Source organism: Nostoc sp. NMS8, from assembly GCF_017115045.1.
GTDB lineage: Bacteria > Cyanobacteriota > Cyanobacteriia > Cyanobacteriales > Nostocaceae > Nostoc.
The window spans coordinates 172,418-190,369 of sequence record NZ_JABXKK010000116.1; the positions used below are offsets into that span (position 1 = coordinate 172,418).

Annotated in this window: 16 protein-coding genes and 1 pseudogene; 9 read left to right on the top strand and 8 right to left on the bottom strand. The window is 39.3% G+C overall.

All coding sequences use genetic code 11. From position 1 onward, the window contains the following. The first annotated feature begins 155 nt into the window (after positions 1–155). Positions 156–2,084, top strand: coding sequence for an alpha-amylase family glycosyl hydrolase (locus HWQ39_RS31730; RefSeq protein ID WP_292853924.1), 1,929 nt, complete (start codon positions 156–158; stop codon positions 2,082–2,084). Positions 2,085–2,514: 430 nt separating this feature from the next. Next, a complete protein-coding gene (locus HWQ39_RS31735; protein ID WP_292853925.1) occupies positions 2,515–2,697 on the top strand; it encodes a CsbD family protein in 183 nt (60 codons plus the stop codon). A gap of 125 nt (positions 2,698–2,822) precedes the next feature. Here the strand turns inward: HWQ39_RS31735 and HWQ39_RS31740 are convergent, their stop codons facing one another. Beyond that, the gene (locus HWQ39_RS31740) at positions 2,823–2,963 is read right to left on the bottom strand and encodes a hypothetical protein (protein ID WP_292853926.1); all 141 of its coding nucleotides are present in this window, start codon (positions 2,961–2,963) and stop codon (positions 2,823–2,825) included. Positions 2,964–3,001: 38 nt separating this feature from the next. Beyond that, complete coding sequence (locus tag HWQ39_RS31745; RefSeq protein WP_292853927.1) at positions 3,002–4,096, bottom strand: hybrid sensor histidine kinase/response regulator; 1,095 nt, start codon at positions 4,094–4,096, stop codon at positions 3,002–3,004. Positions 4,097–4,493: 397 nt separating this feature from the next. Here HWQ39_RS31745 and HWQ39_RS31750 point away from each other — a divergent pair, with 397 nt between their 5' ends. The 3 genes from HWQ39_RS31750 to HWQ39_RS31760 all read left to right on the top strand — a co-directional run bounded on the left by HWQ39_RS31750 (position 4,494) and on the right by HWQ39_RS31760 (position 8,396). Then, positions 4,494–5,213, top strand: coding sequence for a response regulator transcription factor (locus HWQ39_RS31750; RefSeq protein WP_292853928.1), 720 nt, complete (start codon positions 4,494–4,496; stop codon positions 5,211–5,213). 168 nt (positions 5,214–5,381) lie between these two features. Then, a complete protein-coding gene (locus tag HWQ39_RS31755) occupies positions 5,382–7,067 on the top strand; it encodes an NAD(P)H-quinone oxidoreductase subunit 4 (protein WP_292853929.1) in 1,686 nt (561 codons plus the stop codon). Between the two features lie 1,011 nt (positions 7,068–8,078). Then, positions 8,079–8,396, top strand: a complete 318-nt coding sequence (locus tag HWQ39_RS31760) for a hypothetical protein (protein WP_292853930.1) — start codon at positions 8,079–8,081, stop codon at positions 8,394–8,396. A gap of 615 nt (positions 8,397–9,011) precedes the next feature. On the opposite strand, the gene egtC is transcribed toward HWQ39_RS31760, so the two are convergent. Next, the gene (gene egtC / locus HWQ39_RS31765; protein WP_292853931.1) at positions 9,012–9,800 is read right to left on the bottom strand and encodes an ergothioneine biosynthesis protein EgtC; all 789 of its coding nucleotides are present in this window, start codon (positions 9,798–9,800) and stop codon (positions 9,012–9,014) included. A gap of 1 nt (position 9,801) precedes the next feature. Here egtC and HWQ39_RS31770 point away from each other — a divergent pair, with 1 nt between their 5' ends. Further along, positions 9,802–10,554: a nucleotidyltransferase domain-containing protein gene (locus HWQ39_RS31770; protein WP_292853932.1), complete on the top strand. Its 753-nt coding sequence runs from the start codon at positions 9,802–9,804 to the stop codon at positions 10,552–10,554. Between the two features lie 20 nt (positions 10,555–10,574). Here the strand turns inward: HWQ39_RS31770 and HWQ39_RS31775 are convergent. From HWQ39_RS31775 to HWQ39_RS31785, 3 genes and pseudogenes are all read right to left on the bottom strand, one after another. Continuing rightward, a pseudogene (locus tag HWQ39_RS31775) lies at positions 10,575–10,769 on the bottom strand (ATP-binding protein); the annotation flags it as partial. A 147-nt stretch (positions 10,770–10,916) separates the two neighbouring features. Beyond that, on the bottom strand, positions 10,917–11,297 hold the full coding sequence (locus HWQ39_RS31780) for a DUF423 domain-containing protein (protein WP_292853933.1): 381 nt from the start codon (positions 11,295–11,297) through the stop codon (positions 10,917–10,919). Between the two features lie 93 nt (positions 11,298–11,390). Then, positions 11,391–11,870 carry a hypothetical protein gene (locus HWQ39_RS31785; protein ID WP_292853934.1) on the bottom strand — a complete coding sequence of 160 codons (480 nt, stop codon included), beginning with the start codon at positions 11,868–11,870 and terminating at the stop codon, positions 11,391–11,393. Positions 11,871–12,423: 553 nt separating this feature from the next. Here HWQ39_RS31785 and HWQ39_RS31790 point away from each other — a divergent pair. Next, positions 12,424–12,675 (top strand): hypothetical protein, encoded by a 252-nt coding sequence (locus tag HWQ39_RS31790; protein ID WP_292853935.1) that lies wholly within the window; start codon positions 12,424–12,426, stop codon positions 12,673–12,675. Between the two features lie 52 nt (positions 12,676–12,727). Here the strand turns inward: HWQ39_RS31790 and bchM are convergent, their stop codons facing one another. Both bchM and HWQ39_RS31800 read right to left on the bottom strand, forming a co-directional pair. Then, complete coding sequence (bchM, locus tag HWQ39_RS31795; protein ID WP_292853936.1) at positions 12,728–13,414, bottom strand: magnesium protoporphyrin IX methyltransferase; 687 nt, start codon at positions 13,412–13,414, stop codon at positions 12,728–12,730. Positions 13,415–13,921: 507 nt separating this feature from the next. Further along, positions 13,922–14,242: a multidrug efflux SMR transporter gene (locus tag HWQ39_RS31800; RefSeq protein ID WP_292853937.1), complete on the bottom strand. Its 321-nt coding sequence runs from the start codon at positions 14,240–14,242 to the stop codon at positions 13,922–13,924. 417 nt (positions 14,243–14,659) lie between these two features. Here HWQ39_RS31800 and HWQ39_RS31805 point away from each other — a divergent pair, with 417 nt between their 5' ends. Next, a complete protein-coding gene (locus tag HWQ39_RS31805) occupies positions 14,660–15,838 on the top strand; it encodes a GNAT family N-acetyltransferase (protein WP_292853938.1) in 1,179 nt (392 codons plus the stop codon). 406 nt (positions 15,839–16,244) lie between these two features. Next, complete coding sequence (locus HWQ39_RS31810; RefSeq protein WP_292853939.1) at positions 16,245–17,567, top strand: serine hydrolase; 1,323 nt, start codon at positions 16,245–16,247, stop codon at positions 17,565–17,567. Positions 17,568–17,952: the final 385 nt, after the last annotated feature.

The following is a 17,952-nucleotide window of genomic DNA, read 5'->3' on the forward strand; positions in this document are numbered from 1 at the left end:
AATTATATCTATCGATAGAATTATAAACTAGCTAGCGATAGATACCTATACCGTTGGCAGGATGCCACAATACCAAAGTTTGTAGCAATACACAATACTCGAAACGTTGTAGTGTGGTCTACAAGTATGAATTACATTAAATTTTGAGTTATTTTATGGTACAAACCCCTCCATCTCAGTTTTCACCAGATCAATATAAAGTTGATTCTGCACAAGAAAAAGTAGACGCTATCATAGAAACACCACCATCAGAAAGTGAGATTGACCTAGAGTTTCTTTACACCAGAGATATTGAATTTCGTCAGGAAACCATTTACTTTCTTGTGGTCGATCGCTTTTATGATGGCGATCCAGATAATAGCGAAGGTGCAAACTCAGAACTGTACGATCCAACTAGAAAAGATTGGGGTAAGTATTGGGGTGGCGATTTGCAAGGTGTCATCGATAAATTAGATTATCTCAAAAATATGGGAGTGACAGCCATTTGGTTAACTCCACTGTTTGAGCAGGTTGAAGAGCTATTTGTTGGAAATGCAGCGCTACATGGCTATTGGACAAAAGACTTTAAGCGGATTAATCCTCGCTACATTGCTGACGGAGAGAACCCTTCTTTAAACGCTACTCAAGAAGAAAAAAATACCACCTTTGACTGGTTAATTACAGAACTGCACAAGCGGAATATGAAGCTAGTGCTAGATATTGTTTGCAACCATAGCAGTCCTGACACTAGTGGTAGCAAAGGCGAATTGTATGACGATGGCGTTAAAATTGCTGATTTCAATGATGATGTCAATCATTGGTATCACCACTATGGTGAAGTGCAAAACTGGGAAGACGATTGGCAAGTACAGAACTGTGAACTATGTGGTCTAGCAACCTTTAATGAAAACAATACAGAATATCGGGAATATATTAAGTCAGCAATCAAACAATGGCTAGATCGGGGTGTGGATGCACTGCGGGTGGATACTGTCAAGCACATGCCGATTTGGTTTTGGCAAGAATTCACTGGCGAGATGACCAATCACAAACCAGATGTATTCATTTTTGGTGAATGGATTTATAGTAATCCGACTGACGATCGCTCAGTGGAATTTGTTAACCACTCAGGGATGACACTTCTAGACTTTGGCTTGTGTGTGGCAATTCGAGCCGCATTAGGGCAAGGTTCAGAAATGGGATTCCAGACAATTCAATACATTTTTGACCAAGATCATCGCTACAAGGGGGCAACAGAGCTAGTTACCTTCATCGATAATCATGATATGTCTCGCTTTCAATCGCTGAACCCCGATCCAGCGATGTTGAAGGTTGCGATCGCCTTAATTATGACCTGTCGCGGCATTCCCTGCATTTACTACGGTACAGAACAGTATCTCCATGACGACACCGATGGCGGTAACGACCCATACAACCGCCCAATGATGGAAAATTGGGATACTGATAGTGAAATTTATCGTTGCATCAGGCTGCTATCTGGCTTACGGCGACTGAATCCAGCCGTATCAATGGGTAGCCACTGGCAAAAATACTTAACACCAGATGTTTACTGCTATGTACGCCGTTATCGTGACTCTGTGTGTTTTGTAGCTTTAAACCGGGGAGGAGAAGTTACTTTACCAGAAGTAGAAACAGAATTGCCCGATGGAGAACATACCTGCGTGGTGACTCGCAACAAGTATGAAGTGAAAGACGGCAAGATTTATAATCTGGTATTAGAAGAACGAGGAGTGCTTGTTTTCAGCCACGTTGGCGAACGGATCAAAGCACAAACAATTGTCCGCGTCCAACTCAATGGCGTAGAAACCCAACCAGGTGAAATCATTGTAGTGACAGGAGATTGCCCAGAGTTAGGTAACTGGGATATCAGCAAAGCGTATCCCTTAGAGTACATCAACACCAATACCTGGTCTGCGGAGATTCCCTTTGATGAAAGTACTGGTAAGCTGATTGCTTATAAATATGCCATGTGGCGGGAAGGGCGATCGCCTCTGCGCGAAAATCTGGTAAACCGCCGCTGGGTGATTGCGAAAGAAGGTACTGTCAAATGGCGTGATACCTGGGCATCAGGAAGAGAATCATAGAGTTTATCAAGAAAGGCAGGAAGCAGATAGCGCGGGGTAAAGCCTCTTGAAGAGAAGGCTTTACCCTGCACTATCACCACTAAGTTGCAAGCTTGCGTACCCTGTTGGCATCCTGTTGACATATTTACCATATCCAGTGGTAATAAGCCAATTTGCAGTTCACCATCATCGCTATCTACCTGAAGTTATAAATTATTTTTGTCTCAAGATAGAACAATATAATGATACCTTTCCCTCTTTTGGATATTACTTGAATTCTCAAAGATGAATTTAAGCGTTGAATAACTATGTACAACGGACACAAATATTTGTCATAATAACATCGTCAGATAGAAGAATTAAAACTTGTTTAAAAGTAAATTATAGATATTGCAGCGCTTTTCAAGTGAGCAAAAAAATCAACAATTAACATACTTTAGGAACAAATAAAATGAGTATTGAAGATAAAGCAAAAGCTTTTGCTAAAAATGTCGAAGGAAAAGTACAAGAGGCAATTGGCGAAGTAACTGGCGATCCTAAAGATAAAGCTGAAGGTAAAGCAAAACAAGCTGAAGCTGAAGTTCGCAACACTGCTGAGAATATCAAAGATGAAGTTAAAAAGACTTTAGACTAATGCAGGCGGAAGTTTCCCCTAGCTTTAATAATTTGCTCAATTAGGGGCAAGTCATGAATTTCCCCTAATTGTCTCGTTAGTTTAAATTTTAGCTGGATTTACACCGTAGTATACTAGGTAGAAATTTATTTAGTCAGAAGGTTCAGTAAATAGTTATTTGCTGAACCTTCTTTAGTTATTAAATCTGTGTTTTGTCTGAGATTTTTAGGAATTTGGACAACAGCGATCGCAAAATATTTTCTCAAAGCTTTCACTGATTTTTTCACAGCTGCTAATTCATGATTACTCTTCTATTTACCTGTTTTTAGTGTTCACCAGCCACAGGTAGACGTATAGTGAATGTACTACCCTTGCCTGGTTCAGATATCACATCGATAGTGCCTTGATGTGCTTCGATAATATAGCGAGATAGATATAGTCCCAAACCACTACCAGAACGTTGGTGTTTCCCTTGACGAAATCGCTCGAATAATATTGCCTGATCTGGTTTAGAAATTCCTGGCCCTGTATCTTGGATATCAATATTCACAGCTACAGGAGTGAGATGACAGTGAATATCTACAGAACCATTGTCTGTAAATTTGATAGCATTACCAATGATATTTGTCAAAACTCGCCGCAGTTCAACGCGATCGCCCATGATGGTGCTTGCGGTTTTGTCTTTATCAAGGTTTACAACTAATCCTTTTTCTTCAGCTAGGGGAGTTAATTCTTGGGAAACTTCACTCACTAATTCCTGAATATTGCAGGGAGAAATTTTTAAGATTTTACAGCCCGCTTCATGACGATAAACTTCTAGCAAGGTATTTACCATTTCCAGCAGGTCTTGATTGCTGCCAATCATGGTATCAATTATTTCTTGCAATTGTGGCGAGACTTCGCAAAACCTGCCTTCTAGCAATAATTTTAATACGCGGTTAGAAGCTACTAGGGGTATGCGTAAATCGTGAGTAAAACGTGAGACAAAATCTGCCCGGAGGTTAGCCATCTGATCTCGTTCGTCGATACTATGCTTGAGACGCAAGAGCGATCGCACTCGTGCATGTAGTTCATCAGGATCGAATGGTTTACGAATAAAGTCATCTGCACCAGCATCAAGTCCTTCCACAACACTAGACTGATAGTGAGCCGTGAGCAGCAGAATGGGGATAAATGGCAACGCCTGATTCTTTCGGATGCGTCGAGTAAATTCATAGCCATCAAGCTCCGGCATCATCACATCTAAAAGAATTATGTCAGGTGGTGACTCCTCAACCATAGCCAGAGCTATTTTGCTATCTTCCACCAACGTAATTTCATAGTCCTCATCTTCTAGGACTGCTTCTAAGACCAGTAGATTGTCAAAAACATCATCGACAACAAGGATTTTATCTTTTTTGACAGTTTTAGTTAAAGACATAGGCTAAATAAAAAAAGAAGTGCTTGGCTATTCCTAGCAAATCTAGTAATAGCTTACTTTACGAGCGCTGACATTATTAAGAATTTAGATTTTCTTTTAGAGTTTCCTGAGCTAAATATTCTACTTTTTAAGTATTTATACGATCTAAACTCAAATTAAGTGTGTTAATTATAACTTAGTTTGTTTTAGTCTAGAATCCCACTGTCTTTATATCTGAGTTGTTGACACCGAAACTCTTGCCTTAGAAAGGCTTACAAGATAAGGTTATTTATGTCTCATGGGAGATGAACTTTAGGGAATAATAGCAACTGCATTGCTTTTTGTATAAGATCCCGAATAGAAGAACGAGATTATTTTAATCTGTACTTTAGATAAATAACAGTAAAGTTAAGCAACTATGAGTGAAATCAAGATCCTTGTGATTGAAGATCACAACCTGACAAGAATCGGCTTGCGGTCTGCCTTACAAACTCAGCCAGAGTTTAACATTGTTGGTGAAGCAGCCAATGCAGCCGACGGCATCAAGCTTCTGAAAACTCTCAAGCCGGATGTTGCTACTATTGACATTGGTTTGCCTGACATGGATGGTATTGAGCTAACACGCACATTTAGGCAACATCAGGCAGAGAATGAGGACTATACAACAAAGCTGCTAATTTTAACGATGCAAAATAGCGAACAAGCAGTTTTAGCAGCATTTGCAGCAGGTGCAGATTCTTATTGCATGAAGGATATAGAAACTGAAAAACTAATAGAGGCTGTGCAAACGACTTATGCCGGTAGCTCATGGATCGATCCAGCGATCGCAGACCTTGTATTACAACAAATACGTCAAGATTTCCCCGATGGTAGCAGAGGAGCATCTGGAAAAAGAGTCTTGATTGAAGGCATTGACCCAGATGTTGAGAAAAGTATAGTCAGCTATCCTTTAACTCATCGGGAAATGGATGTTTTAGAGTTGATTGTCGCTGGGTGTGACAATGCAGAAATTGCCAAAAGACTCTATCTAACAGTCGGTACTGTCAAAACTCATGTTCGAGGTATTCTCAATAAACTCTGTGTTGCTGACCGGACACAAGCTGCTGTCCGTGCTTTGCGTGCTGGATTAGTACCGTGAGCAATAACGTAGTCATCATCAACTGCCTACACAAGAACACTCAACAAATAAATAAACAATTAACGTAACTCCCCAATCCCCGTTATCTAGGACAAAGATTTATTAAGAAATTGTTACAAAGTTTAGTAGAATGACATAATTGGCAAATAAGTATTTTTTATCATATACATGATAGCGGATCAATTTCCTTGGCTTACCGCAATTGTCTTGCTGCCACTCTTTGCTTCCCTGCTCATCCCTGTACTGCCTGATAAAGATGGCAAGCGCGTGCGGTGGTATGCCCTGGGTGTAGGTATTGCAGACTTTGCCTTAATGTGCTACGCCTTTTGGAACCATTACGATGCCAGTAGTGCTAGTTTTCAACTTGTGGAAAATTATGCTTGGGTGCCTCAGTTAGGTTTTAACTGGGCGGTATCGGTGGATGGACTTTCAGCGCCACTTGTGCTTCTAGCAGGATTTGTCACTACACTCTCGATTTTTTCGGCATGGCAAGTTGATCATCGACCGCGCCTCTTCTATTTTTTAATGCTGGTGCTGTATTCAGCACAGGTAGGGGTGTTCGTTGCCAAAGACTTGCTGCTATTTTTCATTATGTGGGAAGTAGAACTAATTCCCGTCTACTTACTAGTTTGCATTTGGGGTGGGCAAAGGCGTCGTTATGCGGCTACGAAATTTTTGTTGTATACCGCAGCGGCTTCTATATTCATTTTAGTTGCAGCCCTGGCAATGGGGTTATATGGCGGCGGGAATATGACATTTGACATCACCGCCCTCGCCAGCAAGGAATATCCTCTGAGTCTACAACTGCTACTTTATGCAGGATTGTTGATTGCATTTGGTGTCAAGCTTGCTGTTTTCCCCATGCATACCTGGTTGCCTGATGCCCACGGCGAAGCATCCTCTCCTGTGTCGATGATTTTGGCAGGTGTGCTGCTGAAAATGGGCGGATATGGACTGATTCGCCTAAATCTTGAGTTGCTTCCCGATGCACACATTTACTTTGCGCCCGTTCTAGCCATTCTGGGTGTTGTCAATATTATCTATGGTGCATTGAACTCCTTTGCTCAGACCAATATGAAGCGGCGTTTGGCTTATTCGTCGATTTCTCACATGGGGTTTGTACTGCTTGGAATTGCCTCATTCACTGATTTGGGAATCAACGGCGCGATGTTGCAGATGATTTCGCATGGCTTGATTGCATCAGTGCTGTTCTTCTTGGCAGGCGTTACTTACGATCGCACCCACACAATGGTAATGAAAGATATGGGCGGTATTGGTCAAGCCATGCCCAAAGTCTTTGCCTTGTTCACAATCGGAACAATGGCATCCCTAGCACTTCCCGGTATGAGTGGCTTCGCTGGCGAACTATCGGTATTTGTTGGGATGACAAGCAGCGATGTTTATAGTTCAACTTTCTGCACCGTCACAGTTTTTCTAGCCGCAGTTGGAGTCATCCTCACACCAATCTATCTACTTTCTATGCTGCGAGAGGTGTTTTATGGTAAAGACGCAGCACTGCTATGCGACATTAATAACGCAGGCTTGGAAAATCAAGAAGATGACGGAACAGTTTGTTTTGGTACAGACTGTCTGGTACCAGAAGATGCAGTCTACGAGGATGCTAGACCCCGTGAGGTCTTCATCGCTGCTTGCTTTCTGCTAATGATTATTGGTATTGGTTTCTATCCCAAAATGGCGATGCAGATGTACGACGTGAAGACAGTTGCAGTGAATGCTAATCTTCGCCAGTCTTATGCCATAGTCTCGCAAACAAATCCCCAGATTTATGCTAATTTATTGGTTCCGCAAATTTCAGAGGTTGAGGTAGCGCCCATTTTGGGAACTTTGAAGTAAGGTTTTTGACTAATAGATTTGTCTAAAAGAGTTTTGTCTACAACTAGCTACTACCCGTCTATGGGTTTTTATTAGGTGATGACTTTGCCTAAATGCTCTACGCAACCGATAATTACTGCATGATAGTATAAATAATTAGGTTGCGTATGAGTAATACTTGCTTCTTCTATGGACAGAAAAGCAATCTTTATAAAAACTAGAATTGTTGAGAGTATCTGCATCCTGATATTTGATTAACAAACGCTTATCACCCGATCGTTAACACAGCTTTATAAAAAATTGGTATCAGCATTTACCTGACACTATAGAACTCCTATTTAATTTAAAAAAGCTCAGGACGTTCGGCAGGCAAAGCCTCAGTCGGCTCACAGCAGAAGCCTACTCCCCACTTATCGGGCTTGCGCTTCTCTACGACACGCTTCGCCAACGCCAACGCACACCACGCAAATAATTTTAAAAATCCAATCGGATTGCTATAGTCAGATTTGTATCTATTGCTGAACATATACACGTATTTATTGACGAAAGCTAATTAATCAAACTCAGGTTGTGTTAAAAATTCATATACTTTTTGTTTGAGTTAGTTAAATATGCGAATTAAGAGTTGATTTTAGATAAATCAGCATTTTAAAAAAGTTCAGTAACATTGCTCTTTTAGTAACAAGTTAAATTTAACTAAAATATTAATAGTTGTGCTGGCTTAGTTGATAAAAAACTTCAATTATTCCAGGTGTATCTATTTGTCAACTCTCTACTATACCGATTCATTAGTACTAAAATAAGCGCTCTCTTTTTACGAAGGAAAAGTTTTTTTCACCTTGCCTGATATAAAAGGTAGCGGATTAACGTACTAATAATTAGTAGGTCTATTCATTTAGAAATCGCTGTAATCAGGTTTTTTTAAACAACAGCGTCATGATTTATGTTGGCAAATTGCGGTTTTTTTCCAATTAATAACAAACACAACTTCTTTCAGTTTTGAATATTTATCAACCCATTTTAGCAATTCCCATGCAACAATATATTTCTCATTTGCTCCTACTAATACTAGGAACAAGTTCAACTTTCATCATTACTCCGTGTCAAGCTCAAACTCCAGCAAAACCCAACAGTCAAAATACTGATAAGATTAATTCCATATCTCCAAATTCATCTTCTACTATTGAATTGAGTGATTTTGTCAATTCTACTAATAGTAAATCATCTATTCTCTCTCAAGCATCATCTAGTAACTCTTCTGTGGCTGATGCCAATATAACAGAAAATAAGCAGAAGCTACGGGTTCCTATTTCCAGCAGAATTTTTCCCACACCTTCAATGCAGCAATAATTAGCGGCTAAATATTGAGTTTACTTGCTTGGGCTGACAGGTATCTAAATTCATACATGATATACAATATTACCTGGTGAAAATACTACACTAGTGAGAGATTTTTAATTTTTCTCCTTTGTTGGGGTAGGACAAATATCATCTATAGCGGCTCTCGTATTATGCGGGAAGCCGCTACACCTTAGAGGATGTTTGAAAAGTTATCTTGTCGGTATCAAAAATTTTAGATCCTCCTAAATCCCCCTTAAAAAGGGGGACTTTGATTCCGGTTCCCCCCTTAAAAAGGGGGGTTAGGGGGGATCTAAAGTGCCTAAGGCCACAGCGAAACACTTTTCAAACAACCTCTTATAAAGAAATGGTATTAGTGGTTTCGGAAATGACTTGATGACACGAATTTGTTTCAATACTATTTAAATAATAGAACAAATATATAAAATGAAAAGTACGCACTTAAAAGTAACGTACTCACTAAAAAAATACTGTACAATTTCCAGTTGTATGTATTGTGAAAAATTACAAAGTACAGAAACTCGCCATCATCCTGGAATAGTGCAAAAGTTTTCGGGCGACATTCATCGAAGGCTTGAAAAATAACCTCCTTCACACTAAATTTGCTCAGATTTGCTCAATTTTGATCTCACTATCTGTTCCTACACTAATAATGCTGTTTTCTGGGCAAGCAATCCAATTACCTATAAATAGCGGTTCAGACGCAATAATTACGGATTTTGGAAAAGTCGGATCATCTCTTATCCAGTAAAGAGATGGAGGCGGTGAAGTGGTAGCAAAACGAGAAGCTATTAAACGATTTCCATCACTAAAAATCACGTTGAGTGAGGCTTCTACTTGATAGCGTTTTGCCATCTCTAAAAGCGTTAATAATGTAGTGCGTAAAGCATATTCTGGAGGTCGATGTTTGTTAATTTGACTTTGTGAAAGTAATAATGCAAAAATGTGTTCGGAGTCAGTACTGCCATTAATTTTTTCGTAAAATTCTTGGGTTAAAGCGCTGCGGATTTTTCTGTGTAATGTTTTGCGGAAATTCTCAATTCGTCCATTGTGGATAAATAGCTGTTGTTGATGGTTAAAAGGCTGACAATTAGCAAAATCTACAGCTTGTCCTGGTGTAGCACTGCGGACATAAGCAAGTACACACTTTGATTCAACGTAACGGCTGAGACTGGGTAGGTTTATATCATTCCAAATAGGTAGAGTATTTTTATAGATAAAAGGATCAGTATCTTTTTGATTATGATACCAACCCACACCAAAGCCATCTGCATTTACTACCCCAGATAGCATTTCGCGGGGTCGATAACTCTGGACTATGAGTGAGTGTTCTGGTTTATACAGAAGATGTTCTAAAGAAACAGGCGAACCGAGGTAAGCAAGTAAACGGCACATTATGAATATTCCACCTTCTATCAACACAATTATTAGGCAACAGCCTTACCCGTTTTTATTCACCACTATCAGTGGTTCCCACTTATATGGTTTTCCTTCACATGATTATGATTTGCGTGGTGTGCATATTTTACCAGTTCAAGAAGTAGTGGGATTAAAAACTATAAATGAAACTATTGAAGTTTCAGAAGTTCGCGATTCTTTAGAAATTGATTTAGTAACTCATGATGTCAAAAAATTCTTTTTGATGCTGATTAAAAAGAATGGTTATGTATTAGAACAATTATATTCTCCTTTAATATTAACAACTTCACCAGAACATCAGGAATTGAAAATTATTGCTAGAGATTGTATTACTCGTCATCATAGCTACCATTATCTTGGCTTTGCCACAACACAATGGAAACTTTTTCATAAAGAATATACGCATCAAGTTAAGCCATTACTTTATGTTTACCGAGTATTGTTAACTGGAATTTACTTGATGCAGACAGGAGTAATCGAGGCTAATTTAATTAAGCTAAATGAGGTTTTTAACTTATCATATATTCCTGATTTAATTGCCCAAAAACTAGCAGGTACAGAAAGGTCTATTTTGCCAGATATTAATGTACCTTTTCATCAAAGAGAATATGAGCGTCTGCGTAATCAGTTACAGGAGGCATCTCAATCTAGCCAATTACCTGAAGCACCTTCATGTACTGTGGCTTTGCATAATTTGCTGGTACACCTGAGATTGAGGAGTGAATTATGAGTTGTTAAATTATACATTACCTATAGACAACGGTACCAGTTTGTTTGTGTTTTAGGTAAAATGATTGCAAACTCCATCCCTTGTTCAAATTGCGACATCACTTCTATTTTCTATTGGTGTTTATCAATTATTTGATAACAAATGTTTAAACGTAAACCAGTACCTTTCCCAACTGGCTTAGTTGTAAAAAAAGGGTCAAAGCGAGAAAAGTTCCGCAAAGATAACACAATAAAGTTTGTATATTGAAGCTACATAATTTATCTACCGATGCATTTAGGAGACTACAGGGAGATTTATTATGTGCATCTTTAAAAAGAATTGGTATTAGGAATTAAGAGTTTTTAATTCCTAACTCTAATTTTTTACAACTTCAAATTCCAGGCGGCAAAAGCTAAAGTGCCCCAGCCAGCAAGAAAAGCTGCACCGCCTAGTGGTGCGATCGCTCCTAAGGATTTAATACCGGTTAAGCTAAGGGTATACAAGCTTCCTGAGAAAATAGCAATGCCAATGAGAAATAGCCATCCACTGGCGATTAGAGTGGGTTGAGGAGACTCGGTACGACTAATTAATATGGCTACTAGAAAAAGTGCTAAAGCATGATACATTTGGTAGCGAGCGCCAGTTTCAAAAATTTCTAGCGATCGCTCACTAATTTTTTCCCGCAAGGCATGGGAAGCAAAAGCACCAGCAGCAACCGACAAACCGCCTAAAATGGCAGCTACGCTCAAAAAAATCTGCGTCATTAGACTTAGCCGTAAGTTGATTATTAGTCATTAGTCATTGGTCATTAATCATTAGTTAATAACAAAGGACAAATAATCAATGACAAATGACAATTAGACATCAAAATGATATGATACAGCCCCTTCTTCGTTCACCTTAAAGTTTGCATTGAATTCTTTAGCTTTTTCATCTAAATATTGTCTGGCGTGGGCTGCGGGTAATTGTGACTGCATCGCAAAGCCTAAAACAGTTACGCGTCCCTGATTTTCTTGTAGCATCTCATAAAAAATCGATTGCAGGCGATCGCTAACTTGTTGATTAAGCGCCTTTTTCTCCTGCCGACTTTGACGGTATAATCCCAATGCTAACCATGTGCCCAGTGTTAGGGTAGGGACACCAAAAATTAGACCACTAACAGCACTATCATTATTTTCATAAGTACCATAAGGTGAGGGGAAATCATACTTATCTTCAGGCACTATAATCACTTTACGTGTAGCAAATTTTTCAAATACCGCTGTTGCTGATAGCGTTACAAACATGAATCCGAGTGTCAGTAGCCAACCGGCAGCTAATTTTTCAGCAGTTTTCATAATTTCACTTCAGATTTACACTTTGCTAGTGATTTTAACCTGACTTTCACAAAGGTTCCACTATATCAATCTAATGCCAGCGACAGTTTTTTAGCTTTTCCATTAGACTTTTTGCCTACCTTGCTTGAAGAAACAGTGTTATTAAGATTATAGATAGGGCGGTTGAGCTTGCCGAAGCTGGTTTTGCATGGTCTTGGGAAGCTTTATCTGTACCAGAGAAAGTAGTTTTTTCGGTGGTGGCTGAGGCGCAAAAAATAGCTATAGAAAAAAAAAGACCAACAGCTAGAGAAAAACCCGTTGATGTTACTTCAAAGTCATGATGATGTTTTGTCAAGAGATTTGCAGAAAAAATTAACTAAAGAACTAGCATCAAAGGGCTTTTTAAACAAGCAAGGCAGTAAACTTAAAATCGAATTAGTCCGGCGTTGGTTAATACAACGTCACCCGTTATGGCATGAGATTATGGAATCAGAGAAACTATATAAACAAGAAGTTAAATATACCTACGAAACTCTGAATCAAATACCTGAAACTAGGCAAAATCAAAAGCAAAATGACTCAAAGCGGTGCTTTGAGTCAACAGCCCCAGAAGTCTGAACAAGATGTATCTTCTGTTAAAGCTCCTAAAGATAAAGTTTATCAGAATAGAGGAGAAATCTGGTTACTTACTGGAATTATTTTCTTAGGAGCAGCTGCGATCGCTACCTTTGTAATCATGTATAATTTTGCAAAGCAGAACAACGGTCATTTAGAGAAAAAACAAAGCTTGATGCCAACGGCAATATCTACCATATCTCAGGTTTGAGATTGTCAAATCGCAGCAAAGGATATGATAGACCTTTGCTGCGATTTTAACTTTACTTGCGTGTAGCTTCCAGTAGTCGAGAAAAATAGAAGCGAGTCTTCGTCATTGCCCGTCTTTCCAAAGAAAAGCCGTTACTTTCCAAGATTCTTACCACATCAGCCTCACGGTGCAAATATGCACGAGTGGCTTTACTTGGCCCAGGAAAAAAACTGCCAATTTTCTTGAGTATACTCAGGGCGCAGGTCTTCGGCGCAAAACTGAGAATTATCCGTGACTGTGCCAAAGAACAGAGGTGAGATATCATCTCATCGGCTTTTTCTTGAGGGTAATGGATGAGAACATCCAGGCAAATAACAGTATGGTAACTACCACTCAGCGATTCCAAATCCTGTACAGCAAAAGTTGGATTTTCATCATTTCCCAAGGTTTGCTTGGCTCTATCCCTGCCTTCTTCCACCATTTTTTCAGAAATATCGGTGGCATAGACTTTAGCACCATCTACCGCTAAAGGAATGCTGAGACTACCGACACCACACCCAGCATCACAGATTGATAGCTCTGCTAAATTGTTATCAGCCTTCAGCCAACCGAGTACTGTATCCACGGTTTGCTGGTGTCCAGTGCGGATGTCTAGTTGGACTTTGTTGACTTCGCCATCACCGTAGATTCGCTTCCAACGGTCAAACCCTGTGGAATTGAAATACTCGCGAACAATCGTTTTGTCGTCGGCTACGTTCATAAACTTTGATTTTTAGGGGTTCCCAATGCTTAAAATTATCATTGATAGGAACCCATAAGAGCGGCCTTCCAGATTTTTCTAGATGATAGTTTGCCGATGGGCAAGAATACTTACGTATGTAGAGAAATTAGAGTGCCGAATTCTTGGGTAGATTTACATCTTGCACTTATTTTTCCATTGTCGTTTGTATAGCTGACCCTTTCATTTTTACCATGATTCAAAAGTTTTGTTTTTACTTCTTTTAAAAAGCTATCCCATTATTCTAAAAATCCTTACTTCTTTTCGTAAAATATAGTTTAATACGCTTGGGTTAAGGGCTACTGGCAACAATTTTAGGTTATAAAGACGCGATAAATCGTCGTCTCTACAAGTGTTTTGGCTTTATCTAAAGTGTATTGAATATAGTTTGGTTTTTTCGCGCCGACTTACTTATTCACTACAATAGCAACAAGCAGAATGAACGGTTTTAGTTTGTTTACCTCGTTTTATAATATTTACGAGGTATTTTTATTGACTTGCATTTATGCCAATTACCCCTATGATTATTAAGCAAATCGACAAAAGTTTAATGAATGTGGCAGATTCACGAAACCAAATAATCCCAATAATAGCAATTAGAATAGTTCCCAATCCAGCCCAAACGGAATAAGCGACACTTACTTCAAGTCTCTTGAGAGCAAGGGTCAAAAAAGTAAAACAAAATCCATAGCAGACAAATATTAATACTGAAGGAACTATTTTTGTAAATCCCTCCGATAACTTCATGCATGTTGTGCCTGAAACCTCAAAGAGGATTGCGATGATGAGGTAAATCCAGCTTAGGAACATATTTTTTGTAAGTGATTTGTTAAGAGCAACTGACGGGTGATGCACCACACCTTATGAATGTAAAAAACAGTCCTGAAGCCACCTATTAACAAATACATTTAATTAAGTATAAGTCTTTCGACAGTTAAACGTAAAGGCACAGTAGTATATTTTAGCTTGATTTTGGGGATTTGTGACTATGAGATTGGTCAAACAATTTTGGGTTTTAGATTTTAGATTGACCCCAGCAATCAAGTCAGAGGTTCATTGATTAATTGTTGGATTTTAGATTTATTCTGGCGTTAAATTTGGAGGTAACTTTTTAATTTTAAATCTTCAATTCCAAAATCCCAAATTTAAAATCTAGAATTCCGTAAAGCATTGAGGCAACGCCTGCTGTACTATGATTGTGATTTTGTTCTACTAATGGTATAAGAGATGACGGCTCAATTTGAATACAGCACTCTTACCGATTCACAAGATATCCAGCACCTTGGGCATATCTTTGAGCAGTGTTTTATCAGCGCACTTGGAGGTGAGGAAGCTTATATCAATCTGATTGGCGTGGAAAATTTCCGTATTATTCGTGAGTCAGAGCAATTAATTGGTGGATTGGCAACTTTGGATATGGGCCAGTGGTGGGGTGGTTTGCGTGTACCAATGACAGGAATTGCAGTAGTGGGCATTGCTCCAGAGTATCGTGGTTCGGGAGCTGCGATCGCTCTTATGGAACATACCCTCAAAGAACTTTATGCTAGGGGTATACCGCTCTCTGCTCTCTATCCAGCAGTTCAAGGCTTGTACCGAAAAGTCGGGTATGAACAGGGGGGTAGCTGGTGTAATTGGGAAGTTCCGACTAAAAGTATCCAATTGCGAGAGCAACCTCTACCTTTGCAACCAATATTTCCGCTAAATCATCAAGTCTTTCACGAACTATATCAGCAGCAGGCGAGACTAACGCATGGATATTTAGACCGACATCCAGCAATTTGGGAGCGCTTAATCCAGCCAGATGATAAAGAAACATTTTACGCATATTTTATTGGTACTAAAGAGAAACCCCAAGGATATATCCTCTTCAGTCAACATTCAACAGAAGATAGCACCATCCTGCGAGTCAAGGATTGGGTAATTCTCACAGTTGCGGCTGCACAATCATTCTGGTCTTTTCTGGCCAGTCATCGCTCCCAAATTGAGCAGGTGCGATGGAGGAGTTCTGTGAGCGATTCCTTGACATTGCTGCTACCAGAGCAAACTGCCAAACTCAAACATACGATGCGTTGGATGCTGCGGGTAGTAGATGTAGTCAAGGCATTGGAAATGCGTGGTTATCCATCGGGTATTCAAGCTGAATTGCACCTAGATATTCAGGATAATTTGCTAGATGCAAACAATGGTAAATTCATCCTTTCTGTTGCCAATGGACGGGGTGAAGTTACAAAAGGTGGAAAAGGTGAATTGCAGCTAGATGTCAGAGAACTAGCACCACTATATACAAGTTTGTTCACTCCCTACCATTTACAAATAGCCGGAAAACTGCATGGAACAGAAACAGCTATATCAGCAGCTACGCAAATATTTGCAGGTGCATCGCCTTGGGTGGCTGATTTCTTTTAACATGAGTGTATAAAATATAAGGGACTTCCAAATAAAAAAACATCTAACTTTTCTTGTGGGGTGGACATCTTGTCCGCCCTTATTTATGAGCAAGCGAGACCCCACCCCATAAAATTGGATAATTTCTTGATAATCCCTAAGTTGGAAACATAATTAATCTTTGGCTCGTCGTTCCGCTAGATTAACAATTTCTGTGGTTGTCAACTCAGATCATCAATGAAACTGTGAGCGATTTACTTTAATAAGTAATGATGATTTTTTGTGCCGAGCTAATCCTAAACATCATTTTAAAAAATAACTCAACAGCATTTCTGAATTTTTCTCCGGAATTCCAGTACGATCCTCAGAAAACAATCTAAGGTAAAGTTGATTAGTTGCTACATCGTTGCACACCTACAATCACAACATGAAATCACATTTACTTGCGATCGGTTTAAGCAGTTTGCTTCTAGTTGCAGGACAAGCTAAAGCCTCACGATTACAGTCTTGGTATTTTGACTCTCAGCAAAACCAATTACACCTAACTACAACTTCGGGAATCCAACCAAAAGCCTTTTTATTAGATAATCCTAATCGATTAGTAATTGACTTACCTGGAACTAATTTTAATTCAGATAGTGTTAAAAAAGCTTTTGGTAATGCGATCAAAGAAATTAGAATTGGTAAACTGGACAGTCAAACAACTCGTTTTGTCATCCAATTTGCTCCAGGTTATCATATTACTTCTCGTAATTTATCCATTAAGGGAGATTCTCGTTCCCATTGGATTGTAAAGTTTAACTCTTTTGACCGCCAAAGCAATAGCATTTTTGGGGAAAACAGAGAAGATATTGCCATTAATTCCACTGATGCGTTAACATTTGCAGGAGTTGTCAATCTTGGTCAAGAAATGCAGGGCATCAGTTCTCAAATTCGCGCATTGTTAGCAACTTATAAATCATTAAACCCTGGAATATTTTTCTTAGATTTAGATACAGGTAACTATATAGATATTAATGGCGAAAAAAGATTTGCTGCTGCAAGTACAATAAAATTTCCCTTGTTAGTGGCTCTTTTCCAAGAAATAGATGCTGGTAGAATTAAACTAACAGATAAATTAGTGATGCGGCGCGATTTAAAGGTTGGCGAATCTGGAATTATGCAATATAAACCCATTGGAAGTAAATTTAGCGTCCTAGAAACTGCTACCTTGATGATGACAATCAGCGATAATACCGCCACAAATCTGGTTCTCGATCGCTTGGGTGGTGCAGCAAAAGTTAGTCAACGTTTTCGTAGTTGGGGATTACAAAATACAGCAATGCGGAATCTACTTCCAGACATCGCTGGCACAAATACAACGAGTTCCAAAGATTTGGTCAGATTGGCGGCGTTAGTTTCTAACAATCGTTTACTATCCCCAAACAGCCGCAATCAAGTTTTAGGGATCATGCGTCGTGTCAAAACTAATAGTTTGCTACCGGCTGGTATTGGTAAAGGAGCTACCATTGCTCACAAAACTGGCACATTGAGATTTATCATTGGGGATGCAGGTATTATTGAAATGCCCAACGGAAAAAGCTATTTAGCAGGCATTTTGGTGCAAAGACCAAACTACGATCGCAAAGCTGGAGATTTTGTCCGTGAAGTTTCGAGAAGAGTCTACAATTACCTAAACCAAACCACAGTTAGCAATATAGAACCGAACTCTAGCGATGCCTCCGGCGGGCTACGCCTACGCACTCGTTAGCAATGGGAAGCGGGGAGTTAATATTTCATACAACCTCTCAATACTTGTCGAGTTTTGGGAAAAGGGGAAACCTTTAACCTTTTCCCAAAACCCAATTCCGAGTTAAAAATACAAAACCCCAGCAGTATTGTACTCTCTCTCATCTATTTTTTAAGGGTTAATACTTATTTATTGAGATTATTTCTAAAAATTTTATGATATCCCAATACGCTTGCGTTAAGGGCTACTGGCAACAATTTTGAGTTTTCGAGACGCGATAAATCGCCGTTTATACAAGTGTTTTGTTGCTCATTCTGAACTGTATTGAATCATATACGTAAATACCACAAAAATAAAATAAAAAAGAGAGCTACTTAAGCAGCTCTCCAGATCATCAGGGTGCATC